We start from the raw sequence: 26812 nt of genomic DNA, 5'->3' as shown, positions 1-26812 counted from the left end.
CTCCGCGCCCCTCGTCCGTGGGCACCGTCCGCGCCCGACGCCGTCAGCCTCTCATCCGGCCTCCGACCGGCACCGGGACCACCGCCCCAGCCCTGACGTGATGCCTCCCACAACCCGCGGGTCCGGCACGTCGGCCGCGAGGTCGGTGCCCCGGTGGCCGACCTCGCGGCGGAGGTGCCGACGTCGGCAGCGAAGGCGACGGGCCCGCCGCGGAAGGATCCGTGGCGGGCCCGTCGTGGGGTGCGGGGTCAGACCCGGGCGAGCATGCCCTCGAGGCCGTCCTCGCCGGGGTCCACCATGCCGAAGCCGATCAGCGAGCGCAGCGGTGCGTCCGCCAGCATCGCGATCATCTCCGACTCGAGCATGCCCTCGGGCAGCAGACCGGTGAGCACCGCGCCGCCGGTCGGGTGGTGCAGCCACTCGTTGAAGGTCGACTCGGTGTCCAGCGGGGTCACGATCGGCTCGCCGGAGACGGTGACCTCGGCGGTGGCCCGGATGTCCCGGGAGGACGCGCCGACCTCGATCACGGTCCGGCCGCCGCCGACCACCCAGCGCCGCAGCACCGGGTGCCAGTAGGACAGGTCCCGGGCGTCCAGCTCGATCTCGATCAGGCGGGACTCGCCCGGTGCCAGCTCGACCTTCGCGAAGCCCTTGAGCTCGCGCACCGGTCGCAGCACCGCGGCCTCCGGGTCGCCGACGTAGACCTGCACCACCTCGGCACCGGCCCGGTCGCCGGTGTTGGTGACCGTGACGGCGACCCGCACCGCACTGTCCGCGCCGGTGCCGGAGACCTCGGCGGTCAGGCCGTCGTAGCCGAAGCTGGTGTAGGACAGGCCGTGCCCGAACGGGTACGCCACGTCGATCGCACGGGTGTCGTACCAGCGGTAGCCGATCAGGATGCCCTCGCCGTAGCGGACCTGCCCGCCCTCGCCCGGGAAGTTGCCGAACGCGGGGGTGTCCTCGATCCGGTGCGGGATGGTCTCGGCCAGGCGACCCGACGGGTTGCGGACGCCCAGCAGCAGGTCGGCGGCCGCGGAGCCACCGGCCTGGCCGCCCAGCCAGCACTCCAGCACCGCGACGGCGTCGTCCTGCCACTCGACGGTGACCGCCGAGCCGTTGGCCAGTACCACGGCCACCCGCGGGTTGACCGCGGCCACCGCGCGCAGCACGGCGAGCTGGTTGGCGGGCAGCCCGAGATGGGTGCGGTCGTAGCCCTCAGACTCGTCCGGCGCCGGCAGGCCCAGGAACAGCAGAACGGTCCCGGCGTCCTGCGCGGCGGCGACCGCCTCGGCCAGCAGCGCGTCGTCGTCCGCGTCCTGCGAGCCGGGGACCCCGGCCACCGAGAACCCGGCGGCGAACGGCAGCTCGGTCCCGGTGGCGGTCCGCAGCGCGGTCAGCGCGTCGTCCAGACGGGTCGGGTTCACCTGCGAGGAGCCGGCGCCCTGGTAGCGCGGAGTCCGGGCGAACTCGCCGATCACCACGGCGCGGGTCGCGTCGTCGCCGGTCAGCGGGAGCAGGCCGTCGTTCTTCAGCAGCACGGACCCGGCGGCGGCGGCCTCCCGGGCCAGCTCGTGGTGCGCGGGGTGGTCGAGGGTGCCCGGCTCGGCCAGGGCCGGCAGGGCGCGCGCGATCATGCCCAGCACCCGGCGGACCGCCACGTCCAGCACGGCCTCGTCCAGCGAGCCGTCCCGCACCGCGGCGACGAGCTCGGCGTCGGTGCGCCCGTCGGAGGCGGGCATCTCCAGGTCCAGACCCGCGGCCAGTGCGGCGACCCGGTCGAAGACGGCGCCCCAGTCGGAGACGACCAGGCCCTCGAAGCCCCACTCGTCCCGGAGCACCTCGGTCAGCAGCCAGTGGTTCTGCGAGGCGTAGGTGCCGTTGATCTTGTTGTAGGAGCACATCACCGTCCACGGCTGCGCCTCCTTCACCACCCGCTCGAAGGCGGGCAGGTAGATCTCGCGCAGGGTCCGCTCGTCGACCTCCGCGGAGACCCGCATCCGGTCGGCCTCCTGGTTGTTGGCGGCGTAGTGCTTGAGCGAGGTGCCCACGCCCTGGCTCTGCACGCCGGACACCAGGGCGACGCCCAGCCGGCCGGCCAGCGCCGGGTCCTCGGCCAGGTACTCGAAGTTCCGGCCGCACAACGGCGAGCGCTTCATGTTGATGCCCGGGCCGAGCAGGACCGCGACGTCGTTGGCCCGGGTCTCCCGGCCGAGGGCGGCGCCCACCCGGTGCAGCAGGTCGGCGTCCCAGGACGAGCCCAGCGCGGCGGCCGGCGGGAAGCAGGTGGCCGGCACCGAGTCGTTGAGGCCCAGGTGGTCGGCCTCGGTGGCCTGCTTGCGCAGACCGTGCGGGCCGTCGGTGACCATCACCCGGGGCACGCCCAGCCGGTCGGCCGAGTCGGTGTGCCAGAAGTCGGAGCCGGAGGTCAGGGCCGCCTTCTCCTCCAGGGTGAGCTCGGCCAGAACGCGCTCGACGTCGAAGACGTCGGTCATGGGGCACCTCCGCGTGCGATGGCCCGGGGGTCGGTCGCCGGGCGGTTGCTACTAACCTACCGTTCGGTCGGCATTGTGCCCAGCCCGCTCGGCGGGACTGGTCGGTGTCACAATCGCCTGTCGGCGCCGACCATCGACGGAGAGGGCGAGCGAATGAGCACCGAGGCATTGCCGGGATACGCCAAGGGGCGGGCCAAGAAGGCGGAGATCCTGGCGCAGGCGGTGGCGATCTTCGGCGAGTCCGGGTACCGCGGCGCCAGTCTGCGCGACATCGCCGCCCGGTGCGGCATCTCGCACCCGGGACTGCTGCACCACTTCCCGACCAAGGAGGCTCTGCTGCTGGCCGTGCTGGAGCAGCGCGACGTCGCCGCCCGGCGGCAGATGGCCGGTGCGGGCACCCGCGGGGTCGAGACGCTGCGGCGGACCGTCGACCTGGTGCGGCTGAACGCCGGCCGTCGCGGGATCGTCGAGCTGTTCGCGGTGGTCTCCGCGGAGGCGACCGCCGCCGACCACCCCGCGCACGACTACTTCGTCGACCGGTACGAGCAGAGCGTCGAGGCGATCGCGGTGTCCTACCGGGAGGCCGCCGAGGACGGCCAGCTGCGCGAGGGCGTCGATCCGCAGACCGCCGCGCGCCAGCTGATCGCGGTGATGGACGGCATGCAGGTCCAGTGGCTGCTGTCCGACGGTCGCATCGACATGCTCGCCCCGGTCCGCGCCCAGGTGCAGGCGAACCTCACCGTCGCGCTGTAGCTCAGAATCCGGTGCCGAACGCCCAGAGCACCAGCCCGAGGAGCGCGACCAGCGCCAGGATCCCGAGGGTGCCGAGCCCGCCCAGCACCAGGCCGGTGATCGCCAGGGCCTTGCCCTGCGCGCCGGTCCGCCGGACCCGGACCAGCGACCAGATGCCGAGCGCGAGACCGACCGGTGCGGCCAGCAGGAAGAACGGGGTCAGGAAGGCGAGCACGACCGCCGCGCCGCTGGTGGAGATCGAGGCGATCGCCAGGCCGTCGTAGGGCGGGGGCGGCGCCCAGATCTGGGGGTACCCGCCGGGCGTCGTGTACGACTGGCCGACGTAGGGCGGGAAGGGCGCGCCGTAGGGCACCGGCACCGGCGGCGGGTACCCGGGATGCTGGACCGGTGCCGGCTGCCACGACGGAGCGTTCCCGGTCGCCCAGGCCTCGGTGGATCGGGTCGGGTCCTGCGGCCCGGGCAGGAACGTGCCCGGCGGCGGCTGGTAGCCGGGGAGCTGCGCCGCGGCGCCCTGCGACTCCGCGGCGCCCTGCGGCTCTCCGGCGGCAGGCGTCCACCCGCCCGCAGGACCGTAGGGCGAGCGGCGCTCGGCACCCTGGTCGTCGCTGCTCATACCGGGCAACCTAGCCCAGCGGCGGTGTCGGCACCGGCGGGTTCACCCGGTCAGGCGGCGTCGGCGATCTCGAGTACCACCGGCACGTGGTCGGAGGCGCCCTTGCCCTTGCGCTCGTTCCGGTCGATGGTCACCTCGGACACCCGGGCGGCCAGGGTGGGGGAGGCCCAGGTGAAGTCGATCCGCATGCCCTGGTTCTTGGGGAACCGGAGCTGCTGGTAGTCCCAGTAGGTGTACGTGTGCTCGGCGGGCAGGTGCTCGCGGGAGACCTCGGTGTACCCCGCGGCGGCGAAGGCGGCGAACGCGTCCCGTTCCGCCGGGGTGACGTGGGTCCGCCCGGCGAAGACGTCGATGTCCCAGACGTCGGTGTCCAGCGGGGCCACGTTCCAGTCGCCGACCATCGCCACCGGCAGGGCCGGGTCCTCGGCGAGCCAGCGGGTCGACTCGGTGCGCAGCGCCTCCAGCCAGGCCAGCTTGTAGGCGAAGTGCGGGTCGTCGATCTCCCGGCCGTTGGGGATGTAGAGGCTCCACACCCGCACCCCGCCGCACGAGGCGCCGAGCGCCCGGGCCTCGGTGACCGGGTCCTCGCCCCAGCCGGGCTGCCCGGCGAAGGCGTGCTCGACGTCGGTGATCCCGACCCGGGAGGCGATCGCCACCCCGTTCCACTGGCTGAACCCGCTGGTGACGATCTCGTACCCGGCGGCCTCGAAGGCCTCGCGCGGGAACTGCTCGTCCTTGCACTTGGTCTCCTGCATGGCGAGCACGTCGGTGCCGGACCGCTCCAGGAAGGCGATCACCCGGTCGACGCGGGCACGGATCGAGTTCACGTTCCAGGTGGCGAGGCGCATGACGGGCACGCTACCGGTTCGTCCCGACAGTGCGGGGGAGTCCTGCGTAGGGTGACGCCCATGGGAACCGCACTCGTCACCGGAGCCTCCGCCGGGCTGGGCCTGGAGTTCGCCTGGCAGCTGGCCACCGCCCGTCACGACGTCGTCCTGGTCGCCCGGGACGCCGACCGGCTGGAGCGGTTGGCGGCCCAGCTGCGGGCCGCCGCGGGGATCCACGTCGAGGTGCTGCCCGCCGACCTCACGGACTCCGGCGACCTGGAACGGGTCGCCGAGCGGCTGCGGAGCACCGAGCGACCGGTCGGCCTGCTGGTGAACAACGCCGGGCTGGGGCTGCATCAGCGGTTCGTCACCGGTGACCTGGCGCGGGAGCTGGCGGCGCTCGACCTGATGGTCCGGGCGGTGCTGGTGCTGTCCCGCGCCGCGGCCGAACCGATGGTGCGCCGGGGCCGGGGCGCGATCCTCAACGTCGCGTCGGTGGCCGCGCTCACCGCCACCGGCACCTACTCCGCGCACAAGGCATGGGTCCGGACCTTCACCGAGGGCCTGGCCTCCGAGCTGCACGGCACCGGGGTCACCGCGACCGTGCTGTGCCCCGGTCTGACCCACACCGAGTTCCACGAGCGGGCCGGCATCGACCAGCGCGTCCCGGAGATCGCCTGGTTGAGCGCGGAGCGCGTGGTCGCCACCGCGCTGGCCGACGTGCGCCGCGGCGCGGTGATCTCCACCCCGAGCCTGCGCTACCGGGCCGGCTCGGCCCTGCTGCGGGTGCTGCCCCGTTCCGCGGTGCGCGCGCTGAACCAGCCCCGGCGGACGCTGGGCTTCGGCGACTGAGCCGTACCCTGGGGGACGTGAACACCGCGATGTCCCCCACCCCGCGCGAGCAGCTGCGCGACCTGATCACCGAGCTGGCCGTCGTGCGCGGCAGGGTCACCCTGTCCTCGGGCAAGGAGGCCGACTACTACGTCGACCTGCGCCGGATCACCCTGCACCACCGGGCCGCCCCGCTGGTCGGCCACGTGCTGCTGGACCACCTGGAGGAGGTCGGGCTCGGCACCGCGGACATCGAGGCGGTCGGCGGCCTGACCCTGGGCGCCGACCCGGTCGCGACCGCGCTGCTGCACGCCGCGGCTTCCCGTGGCCAGGACCTGGACGCCTTCGTGGTCCGCAAGGAGGCCAAGGCGCACGGGATGCAGCGCCGGATCGAGGGCCCGGACATCGCCGGTCGCCCGGTGGTGATCCTGGAGGACACCTCGACCACCGGCGGGTCGCCTATCACCGCGCTGGAGGCCGCCCGGGAGGCCGGTGCCGACGTGCGCGGCGTCGCGGTGATCGTGGACCGGGACACCGGGGCGCAGCAGAAGATCGAGGCCTACGGCGTGCCCTACCACTATCTGTTCAGCCTGTCCGACCTCGGGCTGGCGTGACGCCGCGCAGGCTCGACCCCTTCCCACTGGCCCTGCTGGCGCTCGCCGTGGTCGGCGGGGTCGGCGCCGCCGTGCTGGACGGCCCGGAGCGGGGCTGGGCGTTGCTCGTCCTGGTGCCGATGATCGCCCTGGTGGGGTTCTCGGTGCTGCGGACCCGGTCCCGGCAGCGGCGCGAGGCGGTCGCGGACTGGGCCGGGCGCAACGGGTGGACCGCGACCGTCGCCCCCGACGGCCCGTGGCGCGGGTCGCCGCCGTTCACCGAGCCGACCGGCCGGGCGAGCGAGGAGCTGGGCCGGTCCTACCGGGGGTTCCCGGTCAGCTCGTTCACCTGGACCTGGAACGGCCGGCGGCGCCCCGGCACGACGACCACCCCGCAGCACCAGCGGCACGTGATCGTGCTGGAGCTGCCCGGTGACGGCCCGGTGGTGCAGCTGACCCCGCGGATCCTGGCCCCGACCCTCGAGCTGATGCCCGAGTCGCCCACCGGCGACCCGCGGTTCGACGCGGTGTGGCACGTCGGGGCGGTGGAGCCGGGGGTCCTGGTGCTGGACGAGCAGCTGCGCAACCGGCTGCTGCGGGAGGACGCCCAGCTGCAGGTGCTGCGGTTCCAGGGCGGCAGTGCGCTGTCCTGGGCGGTCGGGGAGACCGACGTCGAGCGGATCCTGCCCCGGGTGGCGACGCTGTGGGCGGTGGCGGACCTGCTCGGCCGGACCGGCTGACTCAGAGCACCAGCAGCGTGCCGGCGACGACCGCGACCGTCGCGACGACCTCCCCCGCGCCGACCACCGCCGGACGCACCCGGTCCCGCCGCGGCAGCAGCGCGGCCCGCAGCAGCAGTGCGACCGCGATCGCCACCAGCAGCCAGGTCCGCCCCGGGCTGCCCGGCCACCAGGCGGCCTCCGACGCCCCGATCAGCAGCGCCGCGTGGTACCCGAGGGAGATCCGGTAGGTGCGGGGCTTCCCCCGGTCCCGGATCATCGTCTTCACATAGGGCACGGTGCCGAGGAAGTACGCCGCGAGCAGCCCCGCCGCGATCCAGGAGTCACCGGGAGCAGGACCGTCCAGCCCCGCGGCGACCACGGTCATCAGCGACGCGGACAGCACGGTGACCACGTCGTTCAGCCAGGACCGGTCGGCCCGGCGGTGCGAGCAGACCAGGGACACCGCCAGCAGCACCGCGTAGACCGGCGCCCACCGGAGCAGGCCGGGCCGGGCGATCAGCAGCCCGCCGCCGAGCACCACCAGGAGCGCGGCGTGCCCGAGCAGCGGTGGGCGGTACCGCGCCCGCCGTCCCGACCGCAGCCAGCGGGTCGCGGCGAAGTAGGTGCCGTACGACGACAGCCAGGCGACGGCCAGCAGCAGGTGCCACCAGGAGGTGTCACCGATCAGCGAGCCGACCAGGACCGGGGCGAGCAGCATGGCCCACGCGCCGTGCTGGTCCGGGATCCAGCCCTTCGGCACCCGCACGTCCCCGGCCCCTCAGCGCTCGGCGGCCCAGTCCGGCACCCGCTCGACCAGGTCGGCGATCGAGTCGACGACCTGGGTGGGCCGGAACGGGTAGCGCGCGACGTCGTCCGGGCGGGTCGAGCCGGTCAGCACCAGGAAGGTGCGCAGCCCGGCCTCGATCCCGGCCACCACGTCGGTGTCCATCCGGTCGCCGATCATGGCGGTGGTCTCCGAGTGCGCGTCGATCCGGTTCAGCGCGGACCGGATCATCATCGGGTTCGGCTTCCCGACGAAGTACGGCTGGCGGCCGGTGGCGGCGGTGATCATCGCGGCGACCGCGCCGGTGGCGGGCAGGTCGCCCTCCTGGCTGGGGCCGGTCACGTCCGGGTTGGTCGCGATGAATCGCGCGCCGCCCTGGATCAGCCGGATCGCCCGGGTGATCGCCTCGAAGGAGTAGGTCCTGGTCTCGCCCAGCACCACGAAGTCCGGGTCGGCGGAGGTGAGGGTGTACCCGGCCTCGTAGAGCGCGGTGGTCAGCCCGGCCTCGCCGATCACGTAGGCGGAGCCGTTCGGCATCTGGTCGGTGAGGAACTGCGCGGTGGCCAGCGCCGAGGTCCACAGCGACGACTCGTCGATGTCGATCCCGGACCCGGCCAGCCGGGCGCGCAGGTCGCGCGGGGTGAAGATCGAGTTGTTGGTCAGCACCAGGAAGGGCAGTTCGGCCTCGCGCAGGCTGCGGACGAACTCCGGTGCGCCGGGCAGGGCCACGCCCTCGTGCACCAGCACGCCGTCCATGTCGGACAGCCAGGAGGAGATCGGCCGTGCGGTCATGCCGCGCTCCCCGGTGTGCTCCGCTCCCGCTTCGCGTCGCGGCGGGCCCGGAGGATCTCGATGCCCATCGGGATCACCGAGACCAGCACGATCAGCACGATCAGCGCCTCGATGTTGTCCTTGACGAACTGGATGTTGCCGAGCGCGTAGCCGAGCAGTGTGACCCCGACCCCCCAGAACAGGGCGCCGAGCACGTTGAAGGACACGAAGTGCCGGTAGCTCATCCTGCCGACCCCGGCCGCGACCGGGGCGTAGGTCCGCACGATCGGCACGAAGCGGGCGATGATGATGGTCCGGCCGCCGTACTTGTCGAAGTACTTGTAGGTCTCGTCGATGTACTTCTGCTTGAAGATCCGCGAGTCCGGGCGGGAGAACAGCTTGCGGCCGCCCTTGGCTCCGATCAGGTAGGCCAGCTGGTCGCCGGCGAACGCCGCGGTGAAGATCAGCAGGCAGAGCAGCCAGAGCGGGAAGTCCAGCTGCTGCTGGGCGACCAGCGCGCCGGCGGTGAACAGCAGGGAGTCGCCGGGCAGCAGCGGGAACAGCAGGCCGGTCTCGATGAAGACCACGATGACGATCCCGATCAGCGCGTAGGTCCCGAAGGACTGGATCAGGTGATCGGCGTTCAGCCAGTCCGGGCCCAGCGCCGGCCGGGGTCCGATCATGGGGAGGGCGGCCAGCGTGGTCGTCAGGGACATGACCACCAGCGTACGGCCGCCGGGCCGCGCGGCCCCCGGGACCCGGTGTGAGGGCACTGTGCGGATCGGGGACGATGTCCGGTGTGACCAACGATGACCGTGAGGTGGGCGTCGGGCCCTGGACCGGGCCGCTGCCCGACGACCCGCGCTACGACCCGCAGCTGCTCGCCGAGGGCGACCGCCGCAATGTCGCCGACCGGTACCGGTACTGGACGGTGGAGGCGATCGTCGCGGACCTGGACACCCGGCGGCACCCGTTCCATGTCGCGATCGAGAACTGGGCGCACGACCTCAACATCGGGTCGGTGGTGCGGACCGCCAACGCGTTCAACGTGGCCGGGGTGCACGTGGTCGGCCGGCGGCGCTGGAACCGGCGCGGGGCGATGGTCACCGACCGCTACCTGCACGTCCGGCACCACCCGGAGGCCTCGGACCTGGTGGCGTGGGCGGCGGAGGCCGGGCTGCCGGTGATCGGGATCGACAACGTGCCGGGGTCGGTGCCGCTGGAGGGCTACCCGCTGCCCCGGGAGTGCGTGCTGCTGTTCGGGCAGGAGTCGACCGGGCTCACCCCGGCCGCCCAGGAGGCGGCCGAGGCGGTGCTGCACATCACGCAGTACGGGTCCACCCGGTCGATGAACGCGGGCGCGGCCGCGGCGATCGCGATGCACGCCTGGATGCTGCGGCACGCCTGACCTCAGGCGTGGCTCAGCGGCTCCCGTGCGGTCTCCCGGGCGCGGAGCACGACGACCAGGGTGACCGCCGCGGCGGCCATCACGTAGAACGCCGGGGCCAGGTTGTCGCCGGTCCGGCTGATCAGGAAGGCGGCGAAGGCGGGGGTGATGCCGCCGAAGATCGCCACCGAGACGTTGTACGCGATGGACATGCCGCCGTAGCGGATGTTGGTCGGGAACAGCTCGGCCATCGCGGCGTTCATCGCGCCGTCGTACGCGGCCATGAACAGGCCGAGCAGGGCCATCGCGAGCGTGGCCGCCCAGAAGTGCCCGGAGCCCATCAGCATCAGCGTCGGGTAGCTGAACAGCAGGAACCCGGTGCAGCCGAAGATCATCACCGGTCGGCGGCCGATCCGGTCCGACAGCAGGCCGAACACCGGCACCAGCGCGGCGATCACGATGAAGCCGATCACGGTGGCGCCGTAGGCGACGGTGGCGCTGTAGCCGAGGTCCTGCTTGAGGTAGCTCGGCATGAAGGTCTGCAGGATCCAGTGCCCGACCGCCTTGATCACCACGAACCCGACGCAGAACAGCAGCGACCTCCAGCCCTTGGTGATCGACTGCCGCAGCGGGTTCTTCACCGTGTCGCCGGAGGCCTTCGCGGCCTGGAACTCCGGGGTGTCCTCCAGCCGGGACCGCAGGTACAGCCCGATCAGGCCGAGCGGCAGCGCGAGCATGAACAGCACGCGCCAGGCCCAGCCGTTCAGCACGTCCTCGCCGGCCAGCGCGGTCACCAGGAACACCAGCCCGCCGCCGACGATGAATGCCGCGAAGCCGAACACGTCGATGAAGCTGGTGACGAACCCGCGGCGGTTGCTCGGGGCGTACTCCGCGAGCAGCGCGGTCGCCCCGGAGCTCTCGCCGCCCGCCGCGAATCCCTGCACCAGGCGCACGACCACCAGCAGCGCCGGCGCCAGCAGCCCCACCGACTGGTAGGTCGGCAGCAGGCCCATCACGAAGGTCGCCCCGCTGGTCAGCAGGATGACCGACGCGAGGGTGGTCTTGCGGCCGATCCGGTCGCCCATCGAGCCCCAGAACAGGCCGCCGAGCGGTCGCATGACGAAGCCGGCGCCGAAGATCGCGAAGGTGGACAGCATGGCCGCCTGGGCGTTGCCCTCGCGGAAGAAGTGCATCGAGATGACGGTGGCGAGCGTGCCGTAGAGGCCGAAGTCGAACCACTCGACGAAGTGCCCGGCGCCCGCGGTCAGGATCACCTTGCGCATCCTGCGCTGGCGGTCGCCGTCGCTCATCACGGCCTCGCCGCTGTCGCGGCTCGCCTTCCTCAGGTCCTCGGTCATCGGATCCTCACCTCGTCGTGGAGAACGTCGCCCCTGCGGTGCCGCAACGTAGCACTGTTCGGGGATTAGTTGCCACTGAGTGGGAATACACACCCGCTGGATGGGTATAGCCTCGGGTCATGCAGTCACGCACCGTCGCGTTCGATGTCGTCGTCATCGGAGGCGGGCTGGCCGGCACCGCCGCCGCCGTCTCCGCCGCCCGTCTGGGGTCCCGGGTCGCCCTGATCACCAACCGGCCGGTGCTGGGCGGGAACTCGTCCAGCGAGATCCGGGTGTGGGTGGTCGGGGCCACCGCACACGGCACCCAGCGGTTCGCCCGCGAGACCGGGATCATGGGCGAGCTCTTCCTGGAGAACCAGTTCCGGAACCCGCAGGGCAACGCCATCTACTGGGATCAGGTGGTGCTGGACCTGGTGCGGGCCGAGCCCAACGTCTCCCTGCACCTGAACACCGACGTGCGCACCCTCGCGCTGGCCGACGACGACCCGTCCCGGATCGCCTCGGTCACCGGCTGGACCATGGGCTCCGAGATCGAGACCACCTTCACCGCGCCGGTGTTCCTGGACTGCACCGGGGACGGCCTGATCGGCGCGATGGCCGGGGCCGAGCACCGGATCGGCCGGGAGGGGCGCGCGCAGTACGACGAGCCCTGGGCGCCCGAGCTCCCCGACGACGAGCTGCTCGGCTCCTCGATCTTCTTCTCCACCCACGACACCGGGAAGCCGGAGAAGTTCGTCCCGCCGAGCATCGCCCGGGACATCGCCGGCACCCCGATCCTGGCCAACCGCGCGATCCGCACCGGGGACAACGGGTGCAACTACTGGTGGATCGAGTGGGGCGGCGAACTGGACACCGTCGCGGACAACGAGCGGATCCGCGACGAGCTGTGGAGCGTGGTCTACGGCATCTGGGACCACATCAAGAACTCCGGCAGCTTCGAGGCCGACACCCTCACGCTGGACTGGGTCGGGGCGATCCCCGGCAAGCGGGAGTACCGGCGGTTCGTCGGCGATCACACCCTCACCCAGCAGGACCTGCTGGAGCAGCGCCGGTTCCCGGACGCGGTGGCCTTCGGCGGCTGGTCGATCGATCTGCACCCGGTGGAGGGCGTGTACGCGGAGAAGGCCGGCGCCCAGCAGCGGTACACCGACGGCACCTACGACATCCCGTTCCGGAGCCTCTACTCCCGGAACGTGACCAACCTGCTGTTCGCCGGGCGGGACATCTCCGCCTCGCACGTGGCCTTCGGCTCCACCCGGGTGATGGCCACCTGCTGCACCCAGGGCCAGGCAGCGGGCACGGCGGCGCACCTGATCACCACCCGGGGCCTCACCCCGCGCGACCTCGGCACCGTCCCCGAGCACACCCGGCTGCTGCAGCAGACCCTGATCCGGACCGACGCGCCGTTGATCGGGGTCCGGGCCGACGACCCCACCGACCTCGCACCGGGCGCGAGTCTCACCGCCACCAGCGAGCTCACCGCGCTCAGCACCCTGCCGTACCCGGTGGAGGGCAGCTTCGACCTGGACCGGGACGCGGCGGTCGTGCTGCCGGTCGACCCCGCGATCGGTACCCTGCGGCTGCGCACCGAGTCCGACGAGGCCACCACGCTGCACGCGGAGCTGTGGTCCACCGGCCGGCCGCAGAACTACGTGCCGGTCCGGCACCTGCGCTCGCTGACCGCCCCCGTGCCGGCCGGATCGGGGGAGACCGTGCTGAGCCTGGACCACCACGACGACGGGAACGTCGTCCTGGTGCTGCGTGCCGCACCCGGCGTGCGCCTGCCGCTGACCACCGGTCACCCGTACGGCGTGCAGATCATGCGGGCCAAGCACGCCGGCGACCAGGCCTTCGACGACCACATCCCGGACGAGCAGGACCAGCCGGTCACCGACTGGGAGGTGCGCTCGCTGCGCGGCCGGTCGTTCGCGTTCTCGGTCGACGAGCCCTCCGGGGCGTGGCGCGCGGAGCGGGTCGCCGACGGGTACCAGCGACCGTTCGGCGGGCCGCACCTGTGGTCGTCGCGGCCCGGGGCCCTGGCGGACGGCCCGGTCGCCCTGGAGCTGCGCTGGCCGGAGCCGGTCGCCGTCACCGAGGTCGACCTGGTGCTGAACGACGACGTCGACGCCGACCTGATCAACCTGCACCACCACCGCACCCACTGGGAGGTCGCCCCCGACCTGCTGCGCGACTACCGGATCGAGGCCCTGGCCGACGGGGAGTGGACCGTGCTGACCGAGGTCACCGGCAACCGGCACCGGCACCGGGTGCACCCGGTCGCCGAGACCCGGACCACCGGTCTGCGGCTGGTCGTCACGGCGACCAACGGGTCGCCCGCGGTGACCGTGTGCGCGGTCAAGGTGCACTGAGTGCCACCTGCCACACTGTCGGCCATGCCGAACACGCCGCCGAACCAGAGCATCGAGCGGGCAGCACTGGTGCTGCAGGCCCTCGGGTCCGCGGAGACCGGTGCGCTGCGCGCCTCGGACATCGGCCGTGCGGTGGGGCTCGGGCCCTCGACGACCAGCCGGCTGCTCACCACCCTGGAACGTCTGGACTACGTCCGCCGTGACCCGTCGACCCAGGAGTACCGGATCGGCACCGCCGTGCTGCTGCTCGCCAGCCAGGGCCTGAACCACAACCCGGTGCACCGCGAGTCGCGCGCGGCGGCCCAGGAGCTCGCCCACCGCACCGGCCTGACCGCCAACGTCGCCGTGCGCGACCGGGACCACGCGGTCTACCTGTGCCACTTCGAGGGGGCGCTGACCCGCAAGTCGCACACCATGGTCGGGATGGCCCAGCCGCTGCACGCCTCGGCGCTCGGCAAGGTGCTGCTGCTCGACCTCAGCCAGGCGGAACGGGTCGAGCTGCTGGGGGACCTGGAGCAGTACACCGAGCGCACTCTCACCGACCACGACGCCCTCACCGCCGACCTGTGCACGTCGGCCGCCCGGGGCTGGTGCTACGAGGACCAGGAGCTCGCCCTGGGCCGGTTCTGCGTGGCGGTGCCGATCCGGAACGCCGGCGGGTCGGTGGTGGCGGCGCTGAGCATCTCCGGGGGCCTGACCGTGCTGCGCGACCGGGACCTGGCCGGGATCGCGGAGGACCTGATCGAGGTCGGGGACCGGATCAGCGTGGGACTCGGGCTGCTGGGCGCGGTGCGGACGTCGGCGGCGCAGACCGGACGATGAGGTCACGACCTGTGGATTCGCCGGTCCGGCGTCTCATGGGCACAGGGTCCCGTCCACCCACTGCCGAGAACGTGCCAGACTTTGACCGATAGCGAACCCTTCCGACAGGAGCTGCCGCGATGCCCATCGCAACCCCCGAGGTGTACGCCGAGATGATCGACCGGGCCAAGGCGGGCAAGTTCGCCTACCCGGCCGTGAACGTCACCTCTTCCCAGACTGTCACCGCGGCGCTGCAGGGCTTCGCCGAGGCCGAGTCCGACGGCATCCTCCAGGTGTCCGTCGGTGGCGCGGAGTACGCCTCCGGCTCCACCGTCAAGGACCGCGTCTCCGGCACCCTGGCGCTGGCCGCCTACGCCCAGGAGGTCGCGAAGGGCTACGGGATCACCGTCGCCCTGCACACCGACCACTGCGTGAAGAAGAACCTGGACTCCTGGGTCCGCCCGCTGCTGGCCCTGGAGGCCGAGCAGGTCAAGCGCGGTGAGAACCCGACCTTCCAGTCGCACATGTTCGACGGTTCGGACATCCCGCTGGACGAGAACCTCGTGATCGCCGCCGAGCTGCTCGAGCTCTCGCAGGCCGCCCGCACCATCCTCGAGATCGAGGTCGGCGTGGTCGGTGGCGAGGAGGACGGCCACGAGGCCGAGATCAACGAGAAGCTCTACACCACCGCCGAGGACGGCCTGGCCACGGTCCGTGCGCTGGGCTCGGGCGAGAAGGGCCGCTACCTGACCGCCCTGACCTTCGGCAACGTGCACGGCGTGTACAAGCCGGGCGCGGTCAAGCTGCGTCCGTCGATCCTGGCCGACATCCAGAAGGCCGTCGGCGCGGAGCTCGGCAAGGAGTCGCCCTTCGACCTGGTGTTCCACGGCGGCTCCGGCTCCACCGCGGAGGAGATCTCCGAGGCGGTCGACAACGGCGTCATCAAGATGAACATCGACACCGACACCCAGTACGCGTTCACGCGTCCGGTCGTGGGTCACATGTTCAGCCAGTACGACGGCGTGCTCAAGATCGACGGCGAGGTGGGCAACAAGAAGGCCTACGACCCGCGCGCCTGGGGCAAGCTGGCCGAGGCCGGCATGGCTGCTCGCATCGTCGAGGCCAGCCAGCAGCTGCGCTCGGCCGGTCAGCGCATGCGCTGATCCACCGCCGGGCCGACGCCCGACAGCACGAGGCCCCGCGCACCTCAGGGTGCGCGGGGCCTCGTCGTGCGTGCTCCGGGAGGCGTGCGCCGCGGGTCAGGCCTGCGGGTCCTCGACCACGTCGAGCAGTTCGCCGATCCGGGTGATCTCCAGCAGGAACTGCACGGTCGGCGGGACGTTGATCAGCCGGATCCGGTGCTCGGTGCGCTGGGCCAGACGGGCGAGGAACGCGACGCCCGAGGAGTCCATGAACGTGACGTGGTGGGCGTCGATGTCGATCGGCAGCCCGGCCGCCTCGGCGTCGTCCCCGGCCTGGGCCAGATCGGCGCCGAGATCCGCGTCCACCTCGCCGGACAGCACGATCCGGGTGCGGTCCTCCGCCCGGATCACATGCACCGAACCGGGCTCGCCGGCGTCGTGCGGGGTGCCGGCGGTGGCGGGGTCGGGCTGATCCGCGCGGTGGCCCGTGCTGGGCCCGCTCGGCGGGGTGCTGTTACCGTCGCGCACGGTGCTCCTCTCGTCCGGTTCTCGGACCGGATGACTGACCCGTCATTCTGCCCTTGGCATCGCCTGCCGGGAACGCTAGACGATCGGAGGTGGTGGTGGTCAACTCCGCTGAGCGCGCCGACGCCTCCGGACGTCTGGACGCCCTGCTCGACGGCGCCTCCCATCTGACCGGGCTGCCGGTGCTGGTGGTCTCCGCGACGGCGCCGGGACGACCCGTCGTCTTCGTGAACGCCGCCTTCACCGAGATGACCGGTCTGGGTCTGGACGACCTGGTGGACCCGGTCGACCGGTTGCGCCGGACCACGGGTGACGCGGCGCTGTCCGCGGTGCGCGGCGCGCTCGCCGAGGGCCGGCCGTCCAGTGTGCTGATGCGGCTGCCGCGGGCGGACGGCGGCACGCTCTGGGCCCGCAGCGTGCTCACTCCGGTGCGGGACGACGAGGACGCGATCACGCACTGGATCGTGGTGATGGTCGACGTGTCGGCCGAGGTCGAGCGGGACGCGGTGCTCTCCGCCGAGGTCGAGGGCGCACGCCGGGAGAGCGCGGCGCTCGGTCTGGTGGCCCGGGTCTCCGACCTGATCATGGACCTGGAGGACCCGGGCGGTCTGCGGGACATCGCCGACCTGCTGGGGGCCAGCGTGGTCCGGTGGGCGGCGTTCTACCTGGACGACGGCGGGCTCGCGCACGCGGACGGCGTCGCCCCGGAGCTGCCCGCGGGCCGGCGCCCGGTGGCGCCGGGACCGACGAGCGGGCACCCGCGCCGGTTCTCCAACGCCGGCTGCGACCCGGTGCAGCGGCTGCTGGACGAGCCGCTCGAACCGGTGGTGCTGGACCTCGCGGACGCCGCACCGGGCACCGCCTCCGGGTGGCTCGCCGCCGACCTGCGCCTGCGGATGGCGGGCACCGCGGCGGAGGGGTCGGAGCAGGTGCTGGTGCTGCCGGTGCCCGGTCGGCACCGGGTGCTGGGCGTGATGGTCGTGGTGCTCCGGCCGGTCGAGGGCGCGGCGGATCCGGAGACCCGCACGGTGCTGACGCTGACCGCGCGCCGGGTCGGGCTCGCGGTGGAGAACGTGCGGCTCTACGCCCGTGAGCACCGGGTGGCCGAGACCCTGCAACGCGCGATGCTGCCCGAGCAGGCCGAGGTCGACGGGCTGGACGTGTGGTCCTACTACGCGCCGAACGTGGTCTACGCCCAGGTCGGCGGGGACTGGTACGACGTGGCGCAGATCGACCCCGATGTGGTCGGGATCGTGATCGGCGACGTGGTCGGGCACGACGTGGAGGCCGCGGCGGCGATGGGCCAGCTGCGTTCCGTGGTGCGGGCCTACGCCTTCGAGGTCACCGAGCCGGGGTTGGTCCTGGAGCGGGTGGACACCCTCGTCGCCGGGATGCGGATCCCGCGTTCGGCCGGTCTGGTGCTGACCACGCTGACCCGTCGGCGGGACGAGGGGTCCGGGTGTCCGTCCTGGCGGTTGGCGTACTCGCGGGCGGGTCACCTGCCGGCACTGCTGGTGCGGTCCGGCGCGGTGACCACCTTGGACGGTGCCGGTGGCCCGCTGGTCGGGTTCGGGAACGGCCCGCGGAAGACCGCGGAGATCGACCTGGAGCCGGGTGACGTGCTGATCTTCTACACCGACGGCCTGATCGAGCGCCGGGCGCGACCGTTGCGGGACGGGCTGTCCGCCCTGCAGCAGGTGGCGGCCGGGGCGACGGCGGTGGACGCGGCGGGCATCGGTGAGGAGTTGCTGGCCCGGCTGGCCGACGGGCCGGAGGACGACGTCGCGGTCGTGGTGGTGCGGATCCCGGACCTGGCCGACGGGGTCGGGGTCGCGGGCAACGTGCGCAGCCGGCGGTGGCAGCTGCCCGGTGAGCCGGCCTCGATCGCCCGGGCGCGGCACGCGGTGGTCCGCACCTGCGCGGCCTGGGAGCTGGGCGACCCGGCGAATGCCGAACTGGTGGTCTCCGAGCTGGTGGCGAACGCGGTGCTGCACGGCTGGGGCCGCGTGACGCTGCGGCTGCACGACACCGGCGACGGCCTGCGGATCGAGGTCGAGGACTCGAATCCGGTGCCCCCGGTGGCCACCGAGGGTCATCCCGGCCGGATCGGCGGGTTCGGGATGCGGATCGTCGAACGACTGGCCGACTGGGGGTGGCGCCCGTCCCGCGCCGGCAAGGTGGTGTGGGCGCGGGTGCGACCCGACGTCGAGGCGCTGTCCCGCAGGTGAGTCTCAGGCGGTGCTGCCGGCCTCCGTGGCTGCGGCCCGCTCGGTGTCGCGCGGCGGACACTCGTGGTCGTTGTCCAGCCGGAACAGCTCCAGGGCGCCGCAGATCTCCAGCACGAACAGGTCGCGGGGGTCCGCGCCGCGCAGCACCGTCGCGCCGCCGCGCTTGCGGGAGGAGTCGGCGAGCGAGATCAGGAACGCGGCGCCGGTGGAGTCCATGAAGGTGACTCCGCACATGTCGATCACCAGGAGCTGCCGGCGCAGGCCGACCACGCGCGCGGTGATCTCGGGGAACTGGTCCCGCTCGGCCAGGTCCAGATCGCCGGAGATGGCGATCGTGGTGGTGGTGGCCGAGGTGGCGATCTCGATCATCGATCCTCCGGCGCGGGCGGGGCAGGGGGAGGGGTCCGCGACACGCGCGCGATCGAGGGTAATCAGCAGTCGTGCCCTGCGCACGCCGGTCGGGCATGCGGGTGACAGACTGGCGCGATGACCGGTCACAATCTGCTCCAGCCCGAGCCCACCCTGCTCCCGGAGGGCGCGGACGGCGACGCGCGCGTCGTGCTCGGTTCCGGGGGCGACCCGCGCGAGGCCGCGCGTCAGGTCCCGGCGTCGTCGCTGGCCTGGGCGCTGCTGGCCGAGCGGGCGCTCGCGGACGAGGGCGACCCGGTCGCGGCCTACGCCTACGCCCGGACCGGTTACCACCGGGGGCTCGACGCGCTGCGTCGGGCGGGCTGGCGCGGGCAGGGGCCGATCCCCGCCGACCACGCCCCGAACCAGGGCTTCCTGCGGGCGCTGCTGGCCCTCGCCGAGGCCGCGGAGGCGATCGAGGAGGACGAGGAGGCGGCCCGGTGCGCCCAGTTCCTGGTGGACTCCGGGACCTCCGCGGCCGAGGTCGCCGCGCTGCGCTGAGCCTCGGCGCTGACCAGCGGGGGTGCCGCCCGGTACGCTCTGACGATGGTGCGCGGCTGCCTGCTGCCCTGCGCCCGGGCTGTCCGCGTGAGCGGGGCCCGACGCTGGAGCGGGCGGGAGTGGTGAGGACATGCCGGCAGTCGTGGTGCTCGGGACCCAGTGGGGCGACGAGGGCAAGGGCAAGGCCACCGACCAGCTCGGGTCGCGGATCGACTACGTGGTGAAGTTCAACGGCGGCAACAACGCCGGGCACACCGTGGTGGTCGGCGGCGAGAAGTACGCCCTGCACCTGCTGCCCAGCGGGATCCTGTCGCCCGGTGTGGTGCCGGTGATCGGCAACGGCGTCGTGGTCGACATCGAGGTGCTGTTCGAGGAGATCGACGCGCTGGAGGCCCGGGGCGTCAGCGCCGAGCGGCTGCTGGTGTCCTCCGCGGCGCACGTGATCGCCCCGTACCACCGCACCATCGACAAGGTCACCGAGCGGTTCCTCGGCAAGCGCCGGATCGGCACCACCGGTCGCGGGATCGGCCCGGCCTACGCCGACAAGATCAACCGGGTCGGCATCCGGATCCAGGACCTGTTCGACGAGAAGATCCTGCGGCAGAAGGTCGAGGGTTCCCTCGACCAGAAGAACCACCTGCTGCTGAAGGTCTACAACCGCCGGGCGATCACCGTGGACGAGGCGGTCGAGGACCTGCTGCGCTACGCCGACCGGCTGCGCCCGTACGTCGCGGACACCCCCCTGGTGCTGAACCGGGCGCTGGACGAGGGCAAGACCCTGGTGTTCGAGGCCGGGCAGGCGACCATGCTGGACATCGACCACGGCACCTACCCGTTCGTGACGTCCTCGTCGGCGACCGCGGGCGGTGCCTGCACCGGCTCCGGCGTCGGTCCGACCCGGTTAGACCGGATCGTCGGCGTCGCGAAGGCGTACACCACCCGGGTGGGTGAGGGCCCGTACCCCACGGAGCTGTTCGACGAGGACGGCGAGTGGCTGCGCCGGACCGGCGGCGAGTTCGGCACCACGACCGGTCGTCCGCGCCGCACCGGCTGGTACGACTCCGTGGTCGCCCGGTACTCCTCCCGGATCAACGGCCTGACCGACATCGTGCTGACCAAGCTCGACGTCCTGACCGGCCGGGACCGGATCCCGGTGGCGGTGGCCTACGACGTCGACGGCCGCCGGGTGGACGAGATGCCGGACGACCAGAGCGACTTCCACCACGCGAAGCCGGTCTACGAGTACCTGGACGGCTGGACCGAGGACATCACCGGCGCCCGCGAGTTCGACGACCTGCCGCTGAACGCGCGCCGCTACCTGGAGCGCCTCGAGGAGCTGTCCGGGTGCCGGATCTCCGCGATCGGGGTCGGTCCCGGCCGGGAGGCGACGGTCAGCCGGTACGACCTGCTGGGCTGAGTCCGTCAGTCGACCATCCGCTGGCGGACGGTCGCGAGCGGGTAGGCGAGGACGAGCAGGGCGAGCAGCGTCGCGGCGAGCAGGGCGGTGCCGACGCCCGCGTGCCCGGCGACCACGCCACCGAGCAGGGCACCGAGCGGCATCAGGCCGTAGCCGATCGCCCGGGAGGCACCGCCGACCCGGCCGAGCAGCCGACCGGGGATCAATCGCTGGCGCAGGGACTGGCTCAGCACGTTCGACCCGGTGCTCGCCATCCCGATCAGGGCGAGGGCCGCGCCGATGGCGACCGGGTGCGGGACGGCCACCGGCACCAGGAGCAGGAGCGGCATCAGGACCCAGCCGCCGAGCAGCACCCGGATCTCGCCCAGTCGGCGGACCAGGGGCTCGACCAGCACCGAGCCGGCGAGGGCGCCGAGCGCCAGACCGGTGGTCAGCAGCGGGTAGAACCCGGCGTCCAGCCCGACCCGGGAGCCGGGGCCGACCACCCAGAGCACGAGCATGGTCGTGTAGGCGGTGAAGCACATGTTGGTGACCGACCCGCTGACCAGCAGCGGGCGCAGCACCGGGTGGCCGAACAGTGCGGCGAAGCCCTCGCGCAGGTCGGGGGTGACGAGCCGGCTCCAGCCACGGGGTCGCGGCTCGGCGGCCGGGCGGTCGCCGCCCTCGTCGGAGGGTGCCGGTGCGGCGGCGCGGTAGCGGCCCCGGACGCCGAGCAGCAGGACCAGGACGGCGACCGCGGCGATCAGCGCGGGGGTGCCGAAGACCCACCCCGCGCCCAGGGCGAGCAGCAGCCCGGCCAGCGGAGCGCCCAGGAATGCCCCGGCGACCTGCTGCGCACCGATGATCCGGCCGTTCGCGGCCGCCAGCCGGGCGCGCGGCACCAGGTCGGGCACCAGGGCGGACTCGGCCAGGTCGACCAGCACGTCGGTGACCCCGTAGAGCAGGAGCAGGACGATCAGCGCGGTCATCGACATCGCGCCGGTGATCGCGAGGACGGCGGCGGCGGACAGCAGGGCGACGCGTGCGCCGAGGGCGAGCGCCTGGACCCGGCGGCGGTCGGTGCGGTCGACCAGGACCCCGGCGTGCGAGCCGAGCAGCAGCCAGGGCAGCCAGGCGGCGGCGGTGAGCAGGGCGATCTGGCCGGGGTCGCGGGTCAGGGTCAACGCGTAGAGCGGCGCGGCGGCCTGGATCACACCGTCGGCGAGGTTCGCGGCGGCGGTGCTGCCGAGCAGCGCGTGGAACCGGCGGCCGAGCGGGGCCGGTCGCGGGTCGGCCGTGTCCGTGTCCCTGGGGTCGGTGTCCGCGGGGGACACGGTGGCGGTGACGGACATCGGACCTCGCTAGGCTGAGAGAGGAAGATCTGCAAAGAAGTCTCTGCAAAGGTATCTCTGCATATGTCCGATGGCAACCGTCCCGTCGACGCCAGCGCGCTCAAGGCGCTGGCGCACCCGCTGCGCACCGCGATGCTCAGCCGGCTGATGGACCACGGCTCCGCCACGGCGACCCAGCTCGCCAAGGAGCTCGGGGAGAGCACCGGGCAGACCTCGTACCACCTGCGCCAGCTGGAGCGGCACGGGCTGGTGGAGGACGACCCGGAACGTTCCGGCGGGCGCGAGCGCTGGTGGCGGCCGGTCGCGTTCCGGGCGGAGGCAGCCGAGCTGCGGGACGACCCGCAGGGCAGGGCCGGTCTGGACAGCGCGCGGCAGTGGGCGCTGGCCGACCGGGTGCAGGCGCTGACCCGGTGGGGCGCGCGGGCCTTCGACGACCGGGTGTGGTCCGAGCCGGCGACCATGCTGACCAGCGGCGGCCGGCTCACGGTGGCGGAGGCCGAGGCGCTGGGCGGCGCACTGGAGGCGGTCGTCGTCGACCACCTGGACCGGGCCCGGGCGGCGGAGGCCGAGGGCGGGCACGACCCGCGGCGCCGGATCCGGGTCTACGTCGACGTGGTCCCGGTGGTGGACGACGACGCCCCCGCCCCGCACGACTGAGCGCGCGGACCGGGGGCGGCGAGGGGGCGGACGGACTCAGGGGGTCGGCGTGCCGCCGTTGACGTTCAGGGTCTCCCCGGAGACGTAGCTGGACTCCTGGGAGGCCAGGTACACATAGGCCGGGGCGAGCTCCGCGGGCTGACCGGCCCGGCCGAACGGGGTCTGCTCGCCGAACTCCGGCAGCTTCTCCGGCGGCTGGCCGCCCGCGACCTGCAACGGGGTCCAGATCGGACCCGGAGCGACCACGTTCACCCGGATCCCCTTCGGCGCGAGTTGCTGGGCCAGCGCCTTGGAGATCGTGTTGATCGCGGCCTTCGTCGTCGCGTAGTCGACCAGGATCGGTGACGGGTTGTACGCCTGGATCGAGGAGGTGTTGATGATGCTCGCGCCCTTCGGCAGGTGCGGCAGCGCCTCCTGGACGATCCAGAACAGCGCGTGCACGTTGGTCCGGAAGGTCTGGTCGAAGGACTCCGAGCTCAGGTCGGCCAGGTCCTCGACGAACTGCTGGCGACCGGCGATGTTCGCGATGAGGTCGAGGCCGCCCAGCTCGTCGACGGCGGTGTGCACCAGCGACCGGGCGTAGGTCTCGTCCGCGACGTCGCCCGGGGCCAGCACGGCGCGGCGACCGGCGTCCCGGACCAGCTGGGCGATGCGCTCGGCGTCCTCCTGCTCCTCGGGCAGGTAGGAGAGCACCACGTCGGCCCCCTCGCGGGCGAAGGCGATCGCGACCGCGGCGCCGATCCCGGAGTCGCCACCGGTGATCAGGGCCTTGCGGCCGGTCAGGCGGTCGGAGCCGCGGTAGGTGTCCTCGCCGTGGTCGGCGCGCGGGGTCAGGGCGCTGTCCAGTCCGGGGCCGTCCTGGCTCTGCTCCGGCGGCTGCGGCATGGGGTACTGGGCGATCGGGTCCTGGAAGGTGTACTGATCGGACATGGGTCGCGTCCTCCTGCTCCTGGGGTGAAGGCGGACGGCGCCCACCGTCGTCGTGGACGGAGGGCGCCGCGCTGGGGCGATCCTCCGGTCGTGGCGCCGGGTCCGCAACCGGACGGGGAGCCCGTCGGACGCCGGGCCTGGGTAGGGTCACCCGCGTGAAGATCCTCATCGTCGGCACCGGGGCGCGGGAGCACGCGCTGGCCCGGTCGCTGTCCCTGGACCCCGCCGTCACCGAACTGCACGCCGCCCCCGGGAATCCCGGCATCGGCACGGTCGCCACCCTGCACGAGGTGGACCAGCTGGACGGGGACGCGGTGACCGCGCTCGCGACCCGGCTGGGTGCGGAGCTGGTGGTCGTCGGACCGGAGGCGCCGCTGGTGGCGGGGGTGTCGGACGCGGTGCGGGCCGCCGGGATCCCGGTGTTCGGGCCCAGCGCCGCCGGTGCCCGGCTCGAGGGGTCGAAGGCCTTCGCCAAGGAGGTGATGGCCGCCGCCGGGGTGCCGACCGCGGAGCCGCGGGTGGTGACCGAGCCCGGACAGATCGACGCCGCACTGGACGCGTTCGGAGCGCCCTACGTGGTCAAGGACGACGGGCTGGCCGCGGGCAAGGGCGTCGTGGTCACGTCGGACCGGGCGGAGGCCGCGGCGCACGCCGCGGAGTGCCTGGCCAAGCCGGGCGGCCGGGTGGTGGTCGAGGACTTCCTGGACGGGCCGGAGGTGTCGCTGTTCGTGCTCTGCGACGGCACCCGGGTGCTGCCGCTGGTCCCGGCGCAGGACTTCAAGCGGGTGGGCGACGGTGACTCCGGCCCGAACACCGGCGGCATGGGGGCGTACTCGCCGCTGCCGTGGGCGCCGGCCGGTCTGGTGGAGGAGGTCGTGCAGCAGGTCGCCCAGCCGACCGTGGACGAGATGGCCCGGCGCGGCACGCCGTTCGTGGGGGTGCTGTACTGCGGGCTGGCGCTGACCGGGCGAGGCACCCGGGTGGTGGAGTTCAACGCCCGGTTCGGCGACCCGGAGACCCAGGTGGTGCTGGCCCGGCTCGCGACCCCACTGGCCGGGGTGCTGCACGCGGCGGCGACCGGGGCGCTGGACACGCTCCCCGCCCTGGAATGGCGCGACGACGCGGCGGTGACCGTGGTGGTCGCCTCCGCGGGCTACCCGGCCGCACCGCGCACCGGTGATCCGATCACCGGGCTGGCCGAGGCCGAGTCGCTGGACGCGGTGCACGTGCTGCACGCCGGCACCCGGCAGGAGGGCGACGCGGTGGTCTCCGCCGGGGGCCGGGTGCTGTCGGTGGTGGGCGTCGGAGCGGATCTCGCGACGGCGCGGACCGCCGCCTACGCGGGGGTGGAGCGGATCGGCCTGGCCGGGTCGCACCACCGGACCGACATCGCCGCGAAGGTCTGAGCCTCAGACCAGGGTCAGGACGCCCAGCACGACCAGCAGGACACCGAGCAGCAGCGAGACGCCGATCAGGACCAGGTGCACGGTGAGGAAGGTGGTCGGGCGTCCGTCGGCGTCCCGGGCCCGCGGGTCCTTGGCGATCCGCTGCCCGAACCGGGGCCAGACGATCAGGTTCCACAGTCCCGCGACCAGGACCAGCAGCGACCACACCAGGGGAAGATCCATGGGGCGAGCATCGCACGCCCTGCGGCAGGATGGACGCCATGACCGCTCCCACGCTGCCCGGCTGGACCCACACGTACTCCGGCAAGGTCCGCGACCTCTACGTCCCGGACACCACGCAGGAGGAGGGGGCAGCGGTCACCGAGGCGCACGGCGACGTGGTGCTGGTGGTCGCCTCGGACCGGGTGAGCGCCTACGACCACGTGCTCAGCCCCGGCATCCCGGGCAAGGGCGTGGTGCTGACCCAGCTCAGCCTGTGGTGGTTCGACCAGCTGGCGGACCTGGTGCCGCACCACGTGGTCGGTGCGGCGGCGCCGGACGTGCCGGTCGACGTGCTCGGCCGGGCGATGGTCTGCCGGCGGCTGGACATGTTCCCGGTGGAGTGCGTGGCCCGGGGCTACCTGACCGGGTCGGGTCTGGCGGAGTACGTGACCGGTGGTGAGGTGACCGGGATCCCGCTGCCCGCCGGAATGGTGGACGGATCCCGGCTGCCGGAGCCGATCTTCACCCCTGCCACGAAGGCCGAGCTGGGCGAGCACGACGAGAACGTCACGCTGGCGCAGGTCGCCGAGCGGATCGGGGCCGACCGGGCCGAGCAGCTGCGCGACCTGACCCTGGCGGTCTACGCCCGGGCCGAGTCGATCGCGCGGGACCGGGGCGTGATCCTGGCCGACACCAAGCTCGAGTTCGGCATCGACCCCACCACCGGGCAGGTCGCGCTCGGCGACGAGGTGCTCACCCCGGACTCCTCCCGGTTCTGGCCCGCCGACGGGTGGCAGCCGGGGCGCGCGCAGCCGAGCTTCGACAAGCAGTTCGTCCGGGACTGGCTGACCTCGGCCGAGTCCGGGTGGGACCGGTCGGGCGACACGCCGCCGCCGGAGCTGCCCGCCGACGTGGTCGAGCGCACCGGCGAACGGTACCGCGAGGCCTACCGGCGGCTGACCGGCACCGACCTGCCGTTCTGACCGCTCAGGCGGTCGGGAGCAGCACCACCACGGGATCGGTGGTCGGGGCGTCGGAGCCGCCGGCCGGCTCCACCGTCAGCGCCAGGCCGTCGCCGGCCCGGTACGCGGTGGTGTCGATCTGGAAGCCGTCACCGGTCAGGCCGGTGGTGGCGTCCGGCACCGGCACACCGTCCCGCATCACCCAGAGCTGGTAGACCTTGCCGTCGCCCGGGTCGGCCACGCCCTCGGCACTGACCAGGGCCGCGTCGTCGGTGACGACGGCGGTCGCGGTGCCACCGGAGGTCAGGTCCCCGGAGAGCAGCTCGGCGCCGGGGCTGGCCAGCAGGGCGGTGATCCGGTCGGCCCGCGCCTCGGCCTGGACAGCGCGCTGGTGCTGCTGCCAGGCGGTGACCGACGGCAGCGCGATCGCGACCGCGAGAACCGCGGCGACCAGGACGGTGCGCACCCGGCGGAACGTCCGGCCGCCGGGACGCCGGGCGTCGGTGCGTCCGCTCGGACGACGGCTGCCGGAGCTCCGGCCGGCCGGCGGGATCACGTCGCCGGGCCCGCGGCCGAGGGTGTCGATCTCGGCCAGCACCCGATCGCGCAGGGAGGGCGGCGGGGCCACCGAACGGGCGGCGCCCAGCACCGCGGCGGTGGCCAGGAACCCGGCCGCCTCGTCGGCGAGCGCGGGGTCCTCGGCCATGGCACGCTCGACGGCGGCGCGCTCGTCGGGGTCGACGGCGTCGATCGCCCAGGCGGCGAGCAGATCGTGCGGGTCGTGGGGGCTCATGCTGTCCTCG

General features: G+C 73.3%; 27 protein-coding genes. 14 read left to right on the top strand and 13 right to left on the bottom strand.

Annotated features, from left to right (window positions below):
- Positions 1-248: 248 nt before the first annotated feature.
- On the bottom strand, positions 249-2492 hold the full coding sequence (locus tag OGL89_RS08750; RefSeq protein WP_263119582.1) for a glycoside hydrolase family 3 C-terminal domain-containing protein: 2244 nt from the start codon (positions 2490-2492) through the stop codon (positions 249-251).
- A gap of 153 nt (positions 2493-2645) precedes the next feature.
- Here OGL89_RS08750 and OGL89_RS08745 point away from each other — a divergent pair, with 153 nt between their 5' ends.
- The gene (locus tag OGL89_RS08745; protein ID WP_263119581.1) at positions 2646-3245 is read left to right on the top strand and encodes a TetR/AcrR family transcriptional regulator; all 600 of its coding nucleotides are present in this window, start codon (positions 2646-2648) and stop codon (positions 3243-3245) included.
- A 1-nt stretch (position 3246) separates the two neighbouring features.
- Here the strand turns inward: OGL89_RS08745 and OGL89_RS08740 are convergent, their stop codons facing one another.
- A complete protein-coding gene (locus tag OGL89_RS08740) occupies positions 3247-3858 on the bottom strand; it encodes a DUF4190 domain-containing protein (protein WP_263119579.1) in 612 nt (203 codons plus the stop codon).
- Positions 3859-3908: 50 nt separating this feature from the next.
- A complete protein-coding gene (locus OGL89_RS08735; RefSeq protein WP_263119576.1) occupies positions 3909-4706 on the bottom strand; it encodes an exodeoxyribonuclease III in 798 nt (265 codons plus the stop codon).
- 60 nt (positions 4707-4766) lie between these two features.
- On the opposite strand from OGL89_RS08735, the gene OGL89_RS08730 reads away from it, so the two are divergent.
- The 3 genes from OGL89_RS08730 to OGL89_RS08720 are packed head-to-tail and all read left to right on the top strand — an operon-like array spanning position 4767 to position 6849.
- Complete coding sequence (locus tag OGL89_RS08730) at positions 4767-5537, top strand: SDR family NAD(P)-dependent oxidoreductase (protein ID WP_263119574.1); 771 nt, start codon at positions 4767-4769, stop codon at positions 5535-5537.
- Between the two features lie 29 nt (positions 5538-5566).
- Positions 5567-6130 carry an orotate phosphoribosyltransferase gene (gene pyrE, locus OGL89_RS08725; RefSeq protein WP_263119602.1) on the top strand — a complete coding sequence of 188 codons (564 nt, stop codon included), beginning with the start codon at positions 5567-5569 and terminating at the stop codon, positions 6128-6130.
- The gene (locus tag OGL89_RS08720; RefSeq protein ID WP_263119572.1) at positions 6127-6849 is read left to right on the top strand and encodes a hypothetical protein; all 723 of its coding nucleotides are present in this window, start codon (positions 6127-6129) and stop codon (positions 6847-6849) included. The genes pyrE and OGL89_RS08720 overlap by 4 nt, the downstream gene beginning before the upstream one ends.
- A 1-nt stretch (position 6850) precedes the next feature.
- Here the strand turns inward: OGL89_RS08720 and OGL89_RS08715 are convergent, their stop codons facing one another.
- From OGL89_RS08715 to OGL89_RS08705, 3 genes are read right to left on the bottom strand one after another with little or no spacing between them, the layout of a single operon-like run.
- Positions 6851-7591, bottom strand: a complete 741-nt coding sequence (locus OGL89_RS08715) for a YwiC-like family protein (RefSeq protein WP_263119570.1) — start codon at positions 7589-7591, stop codon at positions 6851-6853.
- Positions 7592-7609: 18 nt separating this feature from the next.
- The gene (locus OGL89_RS08710; protein WP_263119568.1) at positions 7610-8407 is read right to left on the bottom strand and encodes an HAD-IIA family hydrolase; all 798 of its coding nucleotides are present in this window, start codon (positions 8405-8407) and stop codon (positions 7610-7612) included.
- Complete coding sequence (locus OGL89_RS08705) at positions 8404-9102, bottom strand: VTT domain-containing protein (protein WP_263119565.1); 699 nt, start codon at positions 9100-9102, stop codon at positions 8404-8406. The genes OGL89_RS08710 and OGL89_RS08705 overlap by 4 nt, the downstream gene beginning before the upstream one ends.
- An 83-nt stretch (positions 9103-9185) precedes the next feature.
- On the opposite strand from OGL89_RS08705, the gene OGL89_RS08700 reads away from it, so the two are divergent.
- The gene (locus tag OGL89_RS08700) at positions 9186-9794 is read left to right on the top strand and encodes an RNA methyltransferase (protein WP_263119564.1); all 609 of its coding nucleotides are present in this window, start codon (positions 9186-9188) and stop codon (positions 9792-9794) included.
- A 2-nt stretch (positions 9795-9796) separates the two neighbouring features.
- Here the strand turns inward: OGL89_RS08700 and OGL89_RS08695 are convergent, their stop codons facing one another.
- On the bottom strand, positions 9797-11131 hold the full coding sequence (locus tag OGL89_RS08695; RefSeq protein ID WP_263119562.1) for an MFS transporter: 1335 nt from the start codon (positions 11129-11131) through the stop codon (positions 9797-9799).
- Positions 11132-11250: 119 nt separating this feature from the next.
- Here OGL89_RS08695 and OGL89_RS08690 point away from each other — a divergent pair, with 119 nt between their 5' ends.
- From OGL89_RS08690 to fbaA, 3 genes are all read left to right on the top strand, one after another.
- Entirely contained in the window at positions 11251-13500 is a 2250-nt protein-coding gene (locus OGL89_RS08690; protein ID WP_263119560.1) for an FAD-dependent oxidoreductase, read from the top strand.
- 24 nt (positions 13501-13524) lie between these two features.
- Positions 13525-14322, top strand: coding sequence for an IclR family transcriptional regulator (locus tag OGL89_RS08685; RefSeq protein WP_263119558.1), 798 nt, complete (start codon positions 13525-13527; stop codon positions 14320-14322).
- Positions 14323-14441: 119 nt separating this feature from the next.
- Complete coding sequence (fbaA, locus tag OGL89_RS08680) at positions 14442-15464, top strand: class II fructose-bisphosphate aldolase (RefSeq protein ID WP_263119557.1); 1023 nt, start codon at positions 14442-14444, stop codon at positions 15462-15464.
- Between the two features lie 96 nt (positions 15465-15560).
- On the opposite strand, the gene OGL89_RS08675 is transcribed toward fbaA, so the two are convergent.
- A complete protein-coding gene (locus tag OGL89_RS08675) occupies positions 15561-15860 on the bottom strand; it encodes an STAS domain-containing protein (RefSeq protein WP_263119601.1) in 300 nt (99 codons plus the stop codon).
- Between the two features lie 206 nt (positions 15861-16066).
- Between OGL89_RS08675 and OGL89_RS08670 the strand changes: the two genes are divergently transcribed.
- A complete protein-coding gene (locus OGL89_RS08670) occupies positions 16067-18196 on the top strand; it encodes a SpoIIE family protein phosphatase (protein ID WP_263119555.1) in 2130 nt (709 codons plus the stop codon).
- Between the two features lie 3 nt (positions 18197-18199).
- Here OGL89_RS08670 and OGL89_RS08665 read toward each other — a convergent pair whose 3' ends face one another.
- Entirely contained in the window at positions 18200-18565 is a 366-nt protein-coding gene (locus OGL89_RS08665; protein WP_263119553.1) for an STAS domain-containing protein, read from the bottom strand.
- Between the two features lie 117 nt (positions 18566-18682).
- Here OGL89_RS08665 and OGL89_RS08660 point away from each other — a divergent pair, with 117 nt between their 5' ends.
- Positions 18683-19105, top strand: coding sequence for a DUF3151 domain-containing protein (locus tag OGL89_RS08660; protein ID WP_263119551.1), 423 nt, complete (start codon positions 18683-18685; stop codon positions 19103-19105).
- Positions 19106-19235: 130 nt separating this feature from the next.
- Positions 19236-20522 carry an adenylosuccinate synthase gene (locus OGL89_RS08655; protein ID WP_263119548.1) on the top strand — a complete coding sequence of 429 codons (1287 nt, stop codon included), beginning with the start codon at positions 19236-19238 and terminating at the stop codon, positions 20520-20522.
- Between the two features lie 5 nt (positions 20523-20527).
- On the opposite strand, the gene OGL89_RS08650 is transcribed toward OGL89_RS08655, so the two are convergent.
- Entirely contained in the window at positions 20528-21853 is a 1326-nt protein-coding gene (locus tag OGL89_RS08650) for an MFS transporter (RefSeq protein ID WP_263119545.1), read from the bottom strand.
- Between the two features lie 63 nt (positions 21854-21916).
- Between OGL89_RS08650 and OGL89_RS08645 the strand changes: the two genes are divergently transcribed.
- Complete coding sequence (locus OGL89_RS08645) at positions 21917-22510, top strand: helix-turn-helix domain-containing protein (RefSeq protein ID WP_263119543.1); 594 nt, start codon at positions 21917-21919, stop codon at positions 22508-22510.
- A gap of 36 nt (positions 22511-22546) precedes the next feature.
- On the opposite strand, the gene OGL89_RS08640 is transcribed toward OGL89_RS08645, so the two are convergent.
- Positions 22547-23440 carry an SDR family oxidoreductase gene (locus OGL89_RS08640; RefSeq protein WP_263119542.1) on the bottom strand — a complete coding sequence of 298 codons (894 nt, stop codon included), beginning with the start codon at positions 23438-23440 and terminating at the stop codon, positions 22547-22549.
- A gap of 155 nt (positions 23441-23595) precedes the next feature.
- On the opposite strand from OGL89_RS08640, the gene purD reads away from it, so the two are divergent.
- Positions 23596-24846 carry a phosphoribosylamine--glycine ligase gene (purD, locus tag OGL89_RS08635; RefSeq protein ID WP_263119541.1) on the top strand — a complete coding sequence of 417 codons (1251 nt, stop codon included), beginning with the start codon at positions 23596-23598 and terminating at the stop codon, positions 24844-24846.
- A 3-nt stretch (positions 24847-24849) separates the two neighbouring features.
- Here purD and OGL89_RS08630 read toward each other — a convergent pair whose 3' ends face one another.
- Positions 24850-25068, bottom strand: a complete 219-nt coding sequence (locus OGL89_RS08630) for a hypothetical protein (RefSeq protein WP_263119540.1) — start codon at positions 25066-25068, stop codon at positions 24850-24852.
- Between the two features lie 29 nt (positions 25069-25097).
- Between OGL89_RS08630 and OGL89_RS08625 the strand changes: the two genes are divergently transcribed.
- Entirely contained in the window at positions 25098-26030 is a 933-nt protein-coding gene (locus OGL89_RS08625) for a phosphoribosylaminoimidazolesuccinocarboxamide synthase (protein ID WP_263119539.1), read from the top strand.
- Between the two features lie 4 nt (positions 26031-26034).
- On the opposite strand, the gene OGL89_RS08620 is transcribed toward OGL89_RS08625, so the two are convergent.
- Positions 26035-26802, bottom strand: coding sequence for an anti-sigma factor (locus OGL89_RS08620; RefSeq protein ID WP_263119538.1), 768 nt, complete (start codon positions 26800-26802; stop codon positions 26035-26037).
- Between the last annotated feature and the right edge of the window lie 10 nt (positions 26803-26812).

The sequence above is a fragment of the Cellulomonas sp. RIT-PI-Y genome, from assembly GCF_025642745.1.
Lineage (GTDB): Bacteria > Actinomycetota > Actinomycetes > Actinomycetales > Cellulomonadaceae > Cellulomonas.
This window is presented reverse-complemented; position numbering and strand designations above follow the sequence as displayed.